Below are 15320 nucleotides of genomic sequence, written 5' to 3'. Positions count from 1 at the left end.
ACTTTTTCTGCTGAAATCAGCGTTTTCGCTTTAATAACCCCACAATAATTACTTTTGAACATTCCATTATAATTATTGCGGCTATTGCTAGCCCCAATGAAATTACAAACTCTTTTAAGCCAAATATTACTGGTATAGAAAAGATATTTCGTACACCTGGTAATAGTGTACATCCATATAACAAACTACAGAATAGTACTGCATAATTAACTGCCTTATTCTTAAATATTCCTAGAAGAATTGCTGTTTGACTGTTTGATCTTGCTGGGAAAATCTGTAATGTTCTAGCTAAAATAAGTGTTGAAAAGGCCATCGCTACTCCCAAATCAATTGATTGCTGCATTCCTATAAATTGTGCAATGATGACAGCTCCCCCGATTAATATTCCGCGATACGTAACAGAGATTAATGTTTCACCGGAAAAAATCCCTTCGTTTGGATCCCTTGGCTTACGATGCATTATATTTTTTTCAGCTTTCTCAGTTCCTAAAGCAATCGCGGGAACTGAGTCATTAACTAAATTGATAAATAATAACTGCAGTGCTGTAAACGGGTTATTCCAATCCATAACAAGAGCAAAAACAATAGCGATGATTGCTCCTAAATTCCCCGCAAAAAGATAAGCGACTGATTTTTTTATGTTATCAAATACTTGGCGTCCAACTGCTATCGCCCGAACGATCGAAACAAAGTTATCATCAGTTAATACCATAGCAGCAGCATCTTTAGCGACTTCGGTTCCTGTTCCCATCGCAATTCCAATATCTGCTTGCTTAAGTGCTGGTGCATCGTTTACACCATCACCTGTCATAGCAGAAATATTGCCTTTATTCTGCCAAGCTCTAACGATACGAATTTTATTTTCTGGTGACACGCGAGCGTAAACAGAAACCTTTTCCAGTTGTTCACTCAATTCTTCTTCACTTAATTCATCTAATTCCGCTCCCGTTAGTGCCAAATCACCCTTTTCATACAAACCAATATTTTCTGCAATCGCACGAGCTGTCGTTTTATGGTCCCCAGTAATCATTATCGATTTAATTCCGGCACTTTTTGCTTGTTTAATTGCATCGAAAACTTCATCACGTGGCGGATCAATCATTGCTAATAAGCCAATGAAAGTAAAATCTGTTTCGTCATCTAGTGTAACTTGTTCAGTATTTACCGGTTTATAGGCAAAAGCTAGAACACGTAATGCTTCTTTAGAAAATTCCTCAATTTTTGTAGTTAATGTTTCAAGTGAACTCCTATCCAGTTTATGCTCTTGATTACTATTTAAATACCGTGTACTTAACGATATGATCACGTCTGGCGCACCCTTGACTAATAACATTTTTTGTCCGTTAATCTCATGAACTGTAGACATCATTTTGCGATCTGAATCGAAGGGCAATTCTGCTAATCGAGGATAAGCTTGTCTAATATCAGTTGGATCAATCGCCAATTTTTCCGCAAAATCAATAAGAGCAATCTCTGTAGGATCACCTATTTTCCTACCTGCTTCATTAATTGAGGCATCGTTCGTAAGAATCGCCGTGTTAAGCAACAAACGTTTATCCTCAGTCAAAAATTCTTCAATATCCATATTTTTTTCGTTAAATAAATATGCTTTCACTACTGTCATTTTATTTTGAGTTAATGTTCCTGTTTTATCCGTACATATAATACTAGTAGACCCCAGAGTTTCTACTGCTGAAAGTTTTCTGATAATCGCATGCTCTTTCGCCATCCGATTAGTTCCTAATGACAATACAATCGTTACAATTGATTGCAATGCTTCTGGAATTGCAGCGACAGCGACAGCGACGGCAAACATAAATGCATTAATCACACTTGGCCAAATATCAGTTGATCCTTCAATAAAAATACGAGCTGTTTGAATACCAAAAATCATTACTGATAGAAATAAAATCGCAATACCTAATTTTTTTGAAAAATGATCTAGGTTACGCTGTAGTGGTGTTGCATTAGAGGTGGCATTATTTAATAGATCGGCAACTTTTCCAATTTCAGTGGTTGTTCCTATATTTGTAACTAAAAATTTACCGCGACCATATACGACAAGTGTCCCACTAAAAACCATATTAATACGATCCCCAACTTGAGCCGTTTTATGTAATATAGTTACTTTTTTTTCGGTTGGAACAGACTCACCGGTCAGCATTCCTTCATCTATTTTTAAACTACTCTCTTCTAATAAACGACCATCTGCTGGAACAAAATCCCCCGTATCTAACAAAACAATATCTCCAACAACTACTTCTCTTGCTGGGATCATAATTGCTTTATTGTCACGTAATACTTTTGCAGAAGGTGACGATAGCTTTTTCAATGCATTGAGAGAGTCCTCTGCCTTTTTTGTTTGAACTACACTCACAATTGAGTTGATGATTAAAACAGCTAAAATAACGAACGACTCGACTATAGAGCCCAAAAGCATCTGTACCATTGCCACAAGCAAAAGTACAACAACCATCACATCTTTGAACGTTTCTAAAAATAGTTTCCAAACTGGTACTTGTTTTCTTCCTTTTAATTCATTATAACCGTTCGTTTCCAGTATTTTTCTTGCTTGCTCATTACAAAGACCTTCTTTATTTGAATCAAATAATTTGATCAGTTGTTCGATTGATTCTTGATAATATGTTTTTTCTAACAATACAATTCCTCCACTTCCAAATATGTCTAGCCTCAAATAAAAAGACCTAAGATAATCATTCTAACGAATCGAATGATTATCTTAGGTCTTACCGTTTAATATAATACCAGAAAATTGACTTCTCAATTAACTTACTGTTGATATTATCACAGCTGTCAAACAGCCGTCAGCTACTCCCCTAAGAGTATAAATTTGATGTTTTTAATAATAACAAAAAATCGAAAATTACACAATATTTTTAACTTATTTACACTTTAGTCAACTCAAGTTTTTAACTTGACACATACACTATTTGCAGATAAAAGGTTAATCAAGAAGATAATGTATACATCCCTCTTTTTAAAACAATAGAAAGAACATTTTAGTTTTAGTTATCGACCTGCCCTTTTCTCCAATCAATTTAGCTGATATTGTTGTAACAAACAGACAACATCTTTCTAATTATATAAAAGAAGGCATTAAACAAGTCTTTAGTTATAGTACAAATAATCCTTATCAACTAAAAAATATTTTTACGATGCTATTATAGTATTTTTTTGATAATAACATTATTACTTGTTAGCGATTTATTTTCTGGAAACATTCTATTTAATTTTATAGTTATGTAGCTTTTCAGAACATATAAAAAAACATCATGATTTTCATATGTTTAAAATTCAACAATAATCTAACAGCTCTTATAGTTTATATTTAACTTACAGTCAAAATTGTCACTGAAAAAATATTAGTTCCAACTCTAACTATTTCTAATAATCGTCATACGCTATCAAACTATTCCGTTTTGATCCATTTCTTTACCTAGTGTTCAAAGATTATTTTCTAATCAATTTGTCTTTCAATCTTTGGTTGATTGATTAATGTCAAGTTACCCAAAAGAGTCCAGCTCAATTATTATATTATTCTTAGTTTCTCTTTTTCTACCAAAAAACAATTTCTTCTCAACTCCCCATTATTCCTAACCAAAAGTGCTAGTTCTCTAAAACAAAAAAAAGTCAACCTCCCTCAAGAAGTTAACTTTTCCAACTCAACACCCAAACTTGATTTGCATCCCGTTTGGATCTTGAATGGTTATTTGGTCATTCTCATTTACATATTCAATCGACGTCTCATCTAGGTAGTTAACAAATAACTCAAACTCCTCTTTAGACGGTAATTGAAACGAATACCAAGCCAAACCTAACTGATTTTCACCAATCAAGGCTATATTTCGACCATTCCAAGTATTTGTCCCAATATGATGATGGTACAATCCTGCGGCAAAGAATTTAGCTCTACCACCAAAATTAGACTTCAAAGAAAACCCAAGCTGTTCATAGAATTTCTCGGTCTCATCTAAGTCCGCTACTTGTAAATGGACATGTCCAATTTTTGATCCTAGTGCCATCCCTAACCATTGACCATCAGAGGCTGCAACGACACCGTCGGCATCCAACTCTTCCGTCACACCAATAATTTCTCCATCAGCCTGAATATCCCATTCAGTCATTGGTTTATCTCGATAGATTTCGATACCATTGCCTTCTGGGTCAGTCAGATAAATGGCTTCACTATAGCCATGATCAGCAGCACCAATTTCAATATTATTTTGCATCAGCCATAAAAGACTATTGCCTAAATCTTTACGAGAAGGTAAGAGAAAAGCAGTATGATACAATCCTGTCGTTTTGTTATTCACCACAGGATCAACATGTTCTTCTAAAACCACAATGGATTCAGAAGCATCTTGTGCACCTAAGAAGGCTGTCTTTCCTTCTTTTTTCAGTAAAACAAGTCCAATCATCTGCGTATAAAAGTCTATCATTGCTTCTAGATTTCCAACGTTCAATTTCACTTGTTTTACGATCGTTGTTTTCGGTAATGCATACACCATACTTTTCTCCTCCATTTGCTCGTAATTAGTTAAATTCTAAGAAACGCGCGCTATCTTCCATGTATTCTTTTTCGCCAGCTTCAGCTTCGATCGAACCAAAAACAAGTTGTGCTCTTAATTTCCAGTTGCTTGGAATAGACCATTCTTTTGCTACAGCTTCATCGATTACTGGGTTGTAATGTTGTAAGTTAGCACCGATATTTTTTTGAGCTAATGCAGTCCAAACGTTTGCTTGAGTCAAACCACTTGCTTGTTCTGACCATACTGGGAAGTTATCCGCATATAATTCAAATTGTTCTTGTAAATTTTTCACGATATCCATATCTTCAAAGAAAAGTAATGTTCCCGTTCCAGCTGCAAAACTTTGTAATTTCGCTTGTGTATTTGGGAAAGCTTCTGCAGGTGTCAAAGGTTTCAAGGCTTCTTCTGTCATTGACCATAATTTTTTATGGGCATCGTCGAATAAGAAAACCACTCGTTGTGTTTGTGAGTTGAAAGATGTAGGACTTTCTCTAACGATTTCTTTCACGAAAGCTGTGATTTCTTCGTGTGATTGTGGTAAGTTATCTCCTAAAGAGTAGATTGAACGGCGTTTTTTTAAAGCTTGAATAAATTCTGTCATGTGTATTGCTCCTTTTCTTTTTCAATTAATTTTTAGATTACTTTCACAGTATACAACCTTACTAAAAGTAAGTAAAGAGATTTTACTTACTTTTTATAAGTTTTTTTCAAAATAAAAGAAAAAAGCCTAAGACAAGAGATTTCTCGCCTTAACCTTTTCTCTGGTTATTTAAAAATCAAAAGTGTAATGAATGTAATAATTGCTGGCAACCCTTGTTTTATCAAAATTGATCTAGAGGAAGTCAGACCCCCATAAACTGCTGCAACAACCACACAAAGAATAAAGAATGTCACGACACTCCAACTATTAGCTGCAAAAAATGCACCCCATAAAATTCCTGTCGCTAAAAAGCCATTATATAGTCCTTGATTTTTGAATAAGGTCTGTACTCTAGGATCATCCAAAAATTCTTTATCTAAGCCAAAACTACGTTGTGCTGTAGGAGAAGTTGTTTGGAACATTTCTAAATATAAAATGTAATAATGCTCAAGTGCAACGATCACAGCTAACGCTAAGGGAATAATATGCATCGAGTTGCTCCTCCTATTTCCAAGTTGTGATATCAGTTGCTGGTAAGCGATAAGATGGGTAGCCTTCTTCATTGGCTTTACCGATTGAAACGATCATTACTGGATAATAACGTTCTTTATCCATATCTAATGCTTCAGCAATGTGTTCGCGCTCAAAACCGCCGATTGGATTTGTATCATAACCATATGCTCTTGCTACTAACATTAAATTCATTGCAGCTAATGCACCATCAATCGTTGCCATTTCTTTTTTATCTTCTGTCGACATTTGTTCAAATAATGGACTTAAGACTTCTAATTGACGTTCTTTGACTTCTTGAGGCATCAGCTCTTGTTCAACCGCTGTCCCGTAGATTTTCTCTGCATGTTCAAAACTATTTAAATCACCAAAAATAACGATCATGGCAGCAGATGTTTCATTTTGCACTTTATTAAAACGAACCAAAGGAGCTAAGATTTCTTTTCCTGCATCACTTTCAACAACAACAAAGCGCCAAGGTTGCATGTTCACTGAAGAGGGTGCTTTTACTGTATCGTTGATGATTTGTTCCATTTCTTCACGACTGATTTTAACTGTCGGATCGTAGTTACGAATTGATTTTCTGCCTTTCATAATCGTATCAAAATTATTTTCTATATATATGTTTTCCATTATATCCCTCTTTCCTCTCGTTCGTTCGATTATTTTCGAACATTTAAAATATAGCACTCTCTAAGTAATATGTAAAGTAGAAAGTTTATGTTATAATCTGTTTATGAAAAATAAAATGACTACTGATAACAATGATCTTGTTCTTCAAGCGTTACAAGCAATTAGTGATCCGATCCGTTTAAACATTGTTACTTGTTTACTGATTGATGGTGAAAAACGAATAACGTCAGAAAAATACAATATTGTAAAATCCACCTTATCTCATCACATAAAATTACTCAAAGACGCTCAACTGATTCAGGAAATCAAAATTGGCACGACTAAAACCTATGTTTTAAATCAAGATTATATCCAGCAAGAATTACCAGGATTACTAGAACTAGTTCGCTTTAGAGCAGGAAAAACAACGAAATAAACCATCCTCAATACACATATAGATTGAGGATGGTTTATTTGTTTAGTCAGCCAGTTTTACAATGATTTTCCCAACGGCATGATGGGTTTCACTCAATGCATGTGCATCATAAACCCCTTGTCTAGAAAATGGGAAAACTTCGCCAATCACTGAAATTACTTTACCTGAAGCCATTAAATCAGCAATTTCTTGAAGCTGTTTGCCATTTGTTTGAAGCCAAATGCTTTCGGCATGGATATTTTTTTCTTTAGCCAACGCTTCATCTGCGATGCCAACGATTGAAATCAAACGTCCTGTATTTGGTTTTAGTACAGAAAAACTTGATTTTTGGATATCGCCACCCATCGTATCAAAGACTAAATCGATATCTGTCAGCACTTCAGCAAAATTGGTTGTATGATAATCGATGATTTCATCTGCCCCTAATTTTTCTAATAGATCATGATTTTTCTCACTGGCCGTCGTAATGACATAAGCTCCCGCTTGTTTTGCTAATTGGATTGCATACGTACCAACACCACCAGCTCCTGCATGAATCAAAACTTTTCCGCCACTTTGAAGTTTTCCATGATCAAAAAGTGCTTGTAATGCCGTTAATCCAGCTAAAGGAACAGCTGCGGCTTCTTCGAAACTAATATTCTCTGGAATTTTCGCTAATAGATTTTCATCCACGATCGTTTCTTCTGCATACGTGCCAAAACGGGTTGTTTCAGGACGAGCAAATACTTTATCGCCCACTTTCCAGTCAGTCACTGAGCTGCCCACTTCGGTGATTACGCCTGCCACATCCCAGCCTAAAATAATTGGAAACGGCCAGTCAAACATTTGTTTCAAATATCCTTCTCTTAATTTCCAGTCGATTGGATTGATCGATGTTGCCTGTTCTTTGACAAGGACTTGGTTTTCTTTTAATTCAGGTAATGTTACATCTTGCTCAACTAATTCTTCTTTACCACCATATTGATTGATGACTACTGCTTTCATGTTTAGGGTTCCTCCGTTTTGCTTAAATGTGAACTCAGTATACTCTTTATTTTTTATTTAGGTAAAAAATATGCTTACAAAAAATAAGAACAAAACGCTGACCGCTTTGTTCTTATCCATATTTACTACTTATTCATAACGTAATGATTCAATTGGATCTAGTTTCGCTGCTCTTCTTGCTGGCAGTGTTCCTGCAAGGAAGGCAATTCCCATGATTACTAGAATAATCACAGCAGATGATGATGCTGAAAATTGAATCAAGGTAAAGCCTGTTAATGATTTTAAGAAGGAATCAGCTGCGATTTGATTGATCAATGCACCTGCTCCGACTGCTCCTAAAATTCCTAATAAAGAACCTAAAAATCCAATCAATGCCGCTTCTACACTGAAAATCGTAAAGACTTTTCCACTGCTAAGTCCCATGGCTTTCATCAAACCGATTTCTCTAGTACGTTCTTGCACTGACATATATAATGTATTGATGATCCCGAAGCTTGCCGCTAATAAGGCAATCGCACCAAACATCGTTAGAACACCTGTGATTGCATTGATCACGTTTCTGATCATACCAATCTGGTCTTCAACTGTTTGTCCCATATAGCCTACTTTATCTAAGCGTTCTTTCACATCTGCGATTTCTGTTTTGGTTACATCTTTACTCATTTCACCCATGATCAGACCGTATTGTCCTTTCATCGCTTCTGGTAATCCTTCTTCGTTGATTTTTGAGATTTCATCAGCAAGAGAACGGTTCATTAACGACATCCCGCCTTGGATCAAGCTTGTATTACGGACACCAACGATGGTAGCTTCTACTACTTTTTCTTCTCCAGTAGCGGCTGAGGGGGCTGCAATTTTAACGGTTTTCCCAATTGCTTCTTCACTTGATTTATAGCCTAAAGATTTCACATATTCTGGCGCTAAATTGATTTGAAACTCTGAACTATTTTGATCTGCCGCTTTACCTGCTTCCAAATCTACACTCAATTCTTCTACCATCGGCATTCCTGAAAAGACAAATTTTTCATCGTTCTTTCCTGAAATATAACTTGTTGAAACAGATTTCATTGCTTCCGCATTTTTGATTCCTTTGATTTCTTTAATTTTTTCAAGATCTTTGCTATCTAAAGCTTCTTGTTGCTGCATAGAACTTGTTTTTTTGTCCCCATCATATTTCTGTGGTTCGCCTTCTTCACCAGTGCTCCCACTCATTTTTGGTTGGATCATGATTTGATTTTGACCACCGACACTACCAACTTGTTTATCGATGTAATCATTGACCCCAATATTGACTCCGGTTGTCAGTGAAATTGTAAATGCTCCTATAAAGATGGCTACGATCGTTAGAATCGTCCGCCCTTTGTTACGCATTAAATTTGAACTAGCTGATTTTAAAATATCACTAAATTTCATTTATTCGTTCCCTCCCACAATTAATCCGTCGCGAACATGGATTTGTCGATCACAACGCGCAGCAAGTTCTGGATCATGCGTGACAATAATCAGAGTGATTCCTTTTTCTTTGTTCAAGTCAAATAGTAGCTGCTCGATCTTATCACCTGTCGTCGAATCTAGGTTTCCTGTAGGTTCATCTGCAAAAATGATTTTAGGATTATTAACTAAAGCACGTGCAATACAAACTCGTTGTTTTTGGCCACCAGATAGGTTGTTGGCTTTATTATTGACTTTGTCATCTAATTCAACGGCTCTCAGTGCTTCAAGTGCCATTTCTTTACGTTTACTATTTGAAATACCGCCGATTTTTAACGGTAACATAACATTATTTAAGACTGTATCTTTAGAATTCATGAAAAATTGCTGAAACACAAATCCAAATTGTTTATTTCTTGTTTTATCTAACTCTTTTTTACTGATACTCGTTACATCTTGATCATTTAATAAAATTTCACCTGATGATGGTTTATCTAACAATGCTAAAATATGCATAAATGTTGATTTTCCTGATCCACTTTTCCCGATGATCGCAACCGATTCACCTTCTTCTACTTTTAGATCCACACCTTTTAATGCATCAAACTTTGATTCATTACGGCCATAGCTTTTCTTGATATTTCTTGCTTCAATTACAGACATGTTTTCCCCTCCATTGATTCTATCATTGTTTGATTACATTATTTTTTCCCAAACCAGTTTCCCCTATTTTCATTTACTCCTTCCTGCTTCTTTCTCTTATCATTTTGCGGTAATTACTCCCTCTTGTCATGGTACCTAAGACCTATATTTTACGGACTTAAGTTTGATAAAAAAACAACATCCATCAGCTGTTAGCGCTAACAAACATTGTTTTACAATACTTTTTATAACAAGCAACTGAGCATAAATTCACATAGGATACCTCAGTTCTTCAGCAACATCAATAAAGTTAAGGTTCGAATTGCTGCTTTATGCAAGTTTGATTTGGCCTCATCCATCGCTTCAGCCAGTGTCGTAATACGATCAATGATTGGGATGATCACCGAAACACCTTCCTCACTAAATCGTTTTTGCTCCCCAGTAAAACTACCTACGAAAGCGATCACTGGTACATTGTATTTTTGAGCGATCCGCCCAATTCCAACAGGTACCTTTCCCTGAAGGCTTTGATCATCCAACTGACCTTCACCAGTAATGACTAAATCAGCTTGTTCAATCGCTGTTTCTAAATTGGTTTGTTCCGAAATAAATTCAAACCCAGAACGAATAGTTCCTTTTAAAAAGACTCTGATAGCAAAGCCAAGTCCGCCCGCTGCACCATCTCCCACAAAAGAAGCATCTATTCCACTTACTACTTTTTGATAATGTTTCATATTGCCTTCGTAGTTGGACAATTCATCCTTAGTTAATCCTTTTTGCTGCCCAAACATGTAGACAGCGCCTGATGGACCAAGTAAAGGACTCTCCACATCAGAAGCAATCAAAAACGTAATATCTGCTAGACATGGATCTAAACGGTGCGTCGAATAATGAGCGATTTTCCCCAGGCTACCACCATTAGCTGACAACAGCTGGTTTTCATGGTCAAAAAATTCAATACCTAAGGCACTAAGCAAACCAAGTCCGCCATCAACAGTTCCTGTTCCGCCTAACCCAATCACAATCGTTTGAGCTCCGTGACCAACCGCTGCCAAAATCAGTTCTCCAGTCCCATATGAAGAGGTATTTGCCGGATGAGTCTTTTCAGTCCCATCTAAATACTGAATACCAGAAGCTGCAGCTGATTCAATCACAGCTAATTTTTTTGAATCAAACCAGCCAAAATCAACATTCACTATTTTTCCGTTTAACGCTTGAACGGGAACTGTTACTTTTTGTCCATTACCATTTTTCACAACGGCTGAAACGGTTCCTTCACCACCATCAGCAATCGCGACGGCTTTGACTTCGTGTCCTCTTTCAGTAAATAGGTCCGTAATGATTTGATTCGCTTCAATACTGGACATTGATCCTTTCATAGAATCAATCGCTGTTACAACCTTCATCTTCAGCCCACCTTTTGTATACGTTTCTTCTCTTTATTTTACCATCAATTTTCTTAGCTGTAGCGGAACAAAACAGACTAGGACAAAACATTTCTGTTTTTATCTTAGCCTGTTTTACTCTATTTTTCCAACATTCGATAACCGATCCCGATCTCTGTCAAAATATATTCTGGTTCAACTGGATTATCTTCGATTTTTTTGCGAATATTCGACATATTGACTCGTAAGGTTTGACTCTCATTACTATAAGGTCCCCAAACTTTTTGCGAAATAGACGTGTGTGTCAGTACTTTTCCAATATTTTCACCGAGTACTTGGATGATTTTGTATTCATTTGGCGTTAGGTGGATCACTTTTCCTTGCTTAGTAACGGTATGATGTTCAATATCGATGCATAACTCACCATTGATGATTTTTTTTATTTCTGCTGGAGCATTAATATTATTACTGGCATGTCTTAACGCTGTTCTGATCCTAGCAAGTAATTCTGGCGTACCAAAAGGTTTGGTAATGTAGTCATCCGCACCTAGATCCAACGCTTCGACTTTGTTATTTTCATGATCACGAGCGGAGATAATAATGATCGGTATAGGAGATGTTTCCCGAATTTTTTTCAAGACTTCGATTCCATCTTGATCAGGCAACCCTAGGTCTAATAAAATCAGATCCATTGACCACATCCGAAATGTCGATAGACCTTCTAACGCAGAATGCGCTAAATGAATCGTGTGTTTTTCTTTTTCTAAAACAGCACCAATAAATTCAGCAATCACATCATCGTCTTCAATAATCAAAATCGTGGCCATTATTTTTGCTCCTTTCTCTCAAGCGGTAAAGTAAAGGTGAAAATTGCGCCGCCTTGCGGTTTGTTGGCCGCATTAAGGGTACCATCATGCGCCATAATGATCGTTTTAACAATCGATAATCCGATGCCCATTCCACTTTTAGAGTCCACTGGCGCACTTTGTTTCGCCATCCCATTATATAATACCTTGATTTGTTCTGCGGTTAAACCTTTCCCTTGATCCGCTACTTCAAAGATGATCTCTTTTTCGGATAATGAAACTGAAACATGAATTGAAGTGTGAGTGTCTGAATGGCGAATCGCGTTTTCCATCAAATTAAACAAAACTTGTTCGATCAAAATAGAATCCATTGAAACTAAAACAAATTCATCTGGTAACGTTACGATGATTTCACTGTCTGGATAACTTTTTCTGATCCGCTGAATCGCTGAAGCAACGACTTCTTCCGCGGCTTCTTTACTTTTGGCAACTTTCATCGTTTCTTCATTGATCCGTGTAATCGACAATAAGTTTTCGACCATGCGGATCAGCCAATCTGCATCTTCTTTGATTCCGACAAGTAGTTTCCGCTTCGTTTCTTCTGGGAGTTTACTCGTATCGCTGTCATCTAAAATCGTTTCTACAGAACCGGAAATTCCAGTAAGCGGTGTTCGTAAGTCATGAGAAATCGCCCGTAATAAATTACCACGCATCCGTTCTTTTTCATTTTCGAATAAAATTTGCTGCCGTTCTGAGGTTAGTTTGTTCTGTTCGATAGCTAAAGCTAGTTGCGTAGAAATCAGTTCTAAAAAGCTGATTATTTCATCTGTGATTGGATTTTCTTTATTTTTTTCGATGCCAATAACTGCTAAGGTGATTCCATTTGATAACACGGGTAAATAGAGTGCTTTGGCACCCATTAATGTATCTGTTCCATAACCTGCCTGTTTTTGATTGACAAATACCCAGTTAGCAACCGCCAATTCCTCCAAACTTCTCAAAGGTCCTTTAATTGGTGCACCAGTTGGATTTTTTAGCTCATATTCCCCATATAAAACAACTTCTCTATCCAACATATTCGATAAATAGTCAGCGGTTGTCGCTAAAATTTCTTTTTGATCGTGAGTAACAAGGTATTTCTTGTTGAGTTCATATAAAATTTCTAGTTGATGTTCACGTTTCATTGCGTAAAAAGCTTGTTTTTTGATTTGCATCATCAAGTTACTAACTAATAATGCCACTAAAAGCATGAAAATCAACGTCACTGGATACCCTTGTTTATAAACGGTTAAGGAATATAGTGGCTCAACAAAAAACCAGTTGAACATCAAAACACTAGCAATCGAGGCCAACGCCGCCCACAAATAGCCTGTGGTTATTCGTGCTACCAGCAACACAAAAAGAATGTAGATCAAGATCAAATTTTGATCTCCGATGTGAAAATAAGAACCTAATTCAGATAACAACGTTGCAATTACTAGCAATCCGATCGTCATATAAAAGTCTTTCCAGGTAAAAATACTTTGGAGGTTCTTTTTCTTGGCAGCATACTTATTTAATAAGTATTTATCAGACTGATAGGGAACTAAATGAATATCGACCTCTGGAATAAAACCGACTAATTCATCTTCTAAATCTGGACGATACAGACGAATAAAACGGGAACGCTTGATGGCTTTTCCCATTACCAAATCGGTAACACCACGCATCTGCACATATTGAATGATCGTTTCTCTTTGATTATCACTTTCTAAGGTGATCACTTCACCACCAAGTTTTACAGCTAATTTTGAATTATCTGATTCTGAATGCTCAGACATATCTTCCAAAATTTCCAATGCAATCCATTCGGTCCCTAATGCTTGTGCCAAACGAGCGGTCCAGCGGAGGCATTTTTTTGTCATATCAGGATTCGTTTCATCAATAATCGTCAGTAATTTAGAATGGATACCTGTATTTTTTTGTGTTTCCTGCTGGTTACTTGTATTGATGTGATCTGAAGCTTTACGAATCGCCAACCCCCGTAATAAGGTTAAATTATCTGTTTTGAAAAAATTAGCCATTGCTTTTTTGGCATTTTCTGAGTGGTAGATTTTCCCTTGTTTCAGGCGTTCCAACAGCTCTTCTGTTTCAATATCGACGACTTTTAATGAACTTGTTTCAAAAAAAGTGTCTGGTACGGTTTCGGAAATATGAACACCCGTAACTTGTTCAACTACGTCGTTCAAGCTTTCAATATGCTGGACATTGACCGTTGTATAAACGTCGATCCCCGCTTTCAACAATTCTTCAATATCTTGGTATCTTTTTTTATTCCTAGTACCGATCGCATTTGTATGCGCTAATTCATCAACCAAAATAATATCTGGTTTAGCTTGTAAAGCAGCATCTACATCGAATTCATTGATCGTGATCCCTTTATAGTCATACTCTTTTATTGCTAAAGCAGGCAAACCGGCTACTAATGCTTCTGTTTCTGGACGGGCATGTGGTTCTACATAGCCAACTAAAACAGTTTTACCTTCTCCTTGTTGTTCATGGGCTTCTTTTAACATAGCGTAAGTTTTCCCTACGCCAGCTGCATAACCGAAGAAAACCTTCAGTCGACCAGACCTCAGGCTTTGTTCGTTTTTCTTCCATTTTTCTAATAAGTGTTCCGGATCTAAACGTTGCTCTTCCACTTTTTATGCCACCCTTTATGCCTAGATTGAAACAGAAATAGTTAACTTCCAAAAATAAATTGGAATTCTTTCTATATCAATCATTTATTCAGACTCGTCTAATAATTGATTGACACCTAATACATTCACACGTTGCGAATCGACCGGTCCGATTTTAAGTCCAGTGATATTTTGTTTGATTATAACACGGACTTGGGTATTTTTCATATTTCTGGCAGCAGCAATCCGCTCAACTTGAGTCATTGCCGCTTCAATTGAGATTTCAGGATCCACACCACTTGCGGAAGCTGTGACTAAATCAATCGGAACTTCTGTTGTATCAGCCTTTTGCACACGCTCTTCAACTCGAGATTGTTGTTCCTTTGAAACTGGTGATAATTGGCTAGCTGGTTCTGAACGTCCATGTAGATATTTTGCTTCTTTAAAGGGTTGTCCAATTAATTTTGAGCCCTTGATAACCATTTTATCGTCCTTTTGTTCTTTGACTAGACTACCATTTGCCTGTGTTGGAAACAGCACTTGACCAACCGCCGTAACAGCCGCTGTATAGATTACACCACAGATAATGGTAAACAGTAGTAAACTTTTTAGTGAAGCAATCATTATTTTTTTCATGTGTCTTTTCTCCTATCTTTTATTGAAA

The 15320-nt window shown here is 36.6% G+C and carries 13 protein-coding genes; 1 reads left to right on the top strand and 12 read right to left on the bottom strand.

Annotated features, from left to right (window positions below):
* Nucleotides 1–16: 16 nt before the first annotated feature.
* The 5 genes from A5819_RS08925 to A5819_RS08905 form a co-directional block, all read right to left on the bottom strand.
* Nucleotides 17–2659, bottom strand: a complete 2643-nt coding sequence (locus A5819_RS08925; RefSeq protein ID WP_086278466.1) for a cation-translocating P-type ATPase — start codon at nt 2657–2659, stop codon at nt 17–19.
* 1024 nt (nt 2660–3683) lie between these two features.
* Nucleotides 3684–4529: a VOC family protein gene (locus A5819_RS08920; RefSeq protein WP_086278465.1), complete on the bottom strand. Its 846-nt coding sequence runs from the start codon at nt 4527–4529 to the stop codon at nt 3684–3686.
* A gap of 25 nt (nt 4530–4554) precedes the next feature.
* Nucleotides 4555–5151: a nitroreductase family protein gene (locus A5819_RS08915; RefSeq protein WP_086278464.1), complete on the bottom strand. Its 597-nt coding sequence runs from the start codon at nt 5149–5151 to the stop codon at nt 4555–4557.
* Between the two features lie 164 nt (nt 5152–5315).
* Nucleotides 5316–5681 (bottom strand): DUF1304 domain-containing protein, encoded by a 366-nt coding sequence (locus A5819_RS08910; RefSeq protein ID WP_086278463.1) that lies wholly within the window; start codon nt 5679–5681, stop codon nt 5316–5318.
* 13 nt (nt 5682–5694) lie between these two features.
* Entirely contained in the window at nt 5695–6333 is a 639-nt protein-coding gene (locus tag A5819_RS08905) for a nitroreductase family protein (RefSeq protein WP_086278462.1), read from the bottom strand.
* Between the two features lie 115 nt (nt 6334–6448).
* Between A5819_RS08905 and A5819_RS08900 the strand changes: the two genes are divergently transcribed.
* On the top strand, nt 6449–6748 hold the full coding sequence (locus tag A5819_RS08900; protein WP_254907247.1) for a helix-turn-helix transcriptional regulator: 300 nt from the start codon (nt 6449–6451) through the stop codon (nt 6746–6748).
* A 42-nt stretch (nt 6749–6790) separates the two neighbouring features.
* Here A5819_RS08900 and A5819_RS08895 read toward each other — a convergent pair whose 3' ends face one another.
* The 7 genes from A5819_RS08895 to A5819_RS08865 form a co-directional block, all read right to left on the bottom strand.
* Nucleotides 6791–7732, bottom strand: a complete 942-nt coding sequence (locus tag A5819_RS08895) for an NADP-dependent oxidoreductase (RefSeq protein WP_086278460.1) — start codon at nt 7730–7732, stop codon at nt 6791–6793.
* Nucleotides 7733–7861: 129 nt separating this feature from the next.
* Nucleotides 7862–9145: an ABC transporter permease gene (locus tag A5819_RS08890; RefSeq protein ID WP_086278459.1), complete on the bottom strand. Its 1284-nt coding sequence runs from the start codon at nt 9143–9145 to the stop codon at nt 7862–7864.
* On the bottom strand, nt 9146–9826 hold the full coding sequence (locus A5819_RS08885; protein WP_086278458.1) for an ABC transporter ATP-binding protein: 681 nt from the start codon (nt 9824–9826) through the stop codon (nt 9146–9148).
* Nucleotides 9827–10089: 263 nt separating this feature from the next.
* Nucleotides 10090–11211, bottom strand: coding sequence for a glycerate kinase (locus A5819_RS08880; RefSeq protein WP_086278457.1), 1122 nt, complete (start codon nt 11209–11211; stop codon nt 10090–10092).
* A gap of 119 nt (nt 11212–11330) precedes the next feature.
* Nucleotides 11331–12017, bottom strand: a complete 687-nt coding sequence (locus A5819_RS08875) for a response regulator transcription factor (RefSeq protein WP_086278456.1) — start codon at nt 12015–12017, stop codon at nt 11331–11333.
* Nucleotides 12017–14677: a sensor histidine kinase KdpD gene (locus A5819_RS08870; RefSeq protein ID WP_086278455.1), complete on the bottom strand. Its 2661-nt coding sequence runs from the start codon at nt 14675–14677 to the stop codon at nt 12017–12019. Before A5819_RS08870 ends, A5819_RS08875 begins: the two co-directional genes overlap by 1 nt.
* An 84-nt stretch (nt 14678–14761) precedes the next feature.
* Complete coding sequence (locus A5819_RS08865; RefSeq protein ID WP_086278454.1) at nt 14762–15292, bottom strand: potassium-transporting ATPase subunit C; 531 nt, start codon at nt 15290–15292, stop codon at nt 14762–14764.
* Between the last annotated feature and the right edge of the window lie 28 nt (nt 15293–15320).

Origin of the sequence: Enterococcus sp. 7E2_DIV0204, from assembly GCF_002140855.1 — a bacterium.
Taxonomy (GTDB): Bacteria; Bacillota; Bacilli; order Lactobacillales; family Enterococcaceae; genus Enterococcus_L; species Enterococcus_L lemimoniae.
The sequence above is the reverse complement of the archived record's forward strand: the minus strand, read 5'-3'. Positions and strand labels throughout refer to the sequence as shown.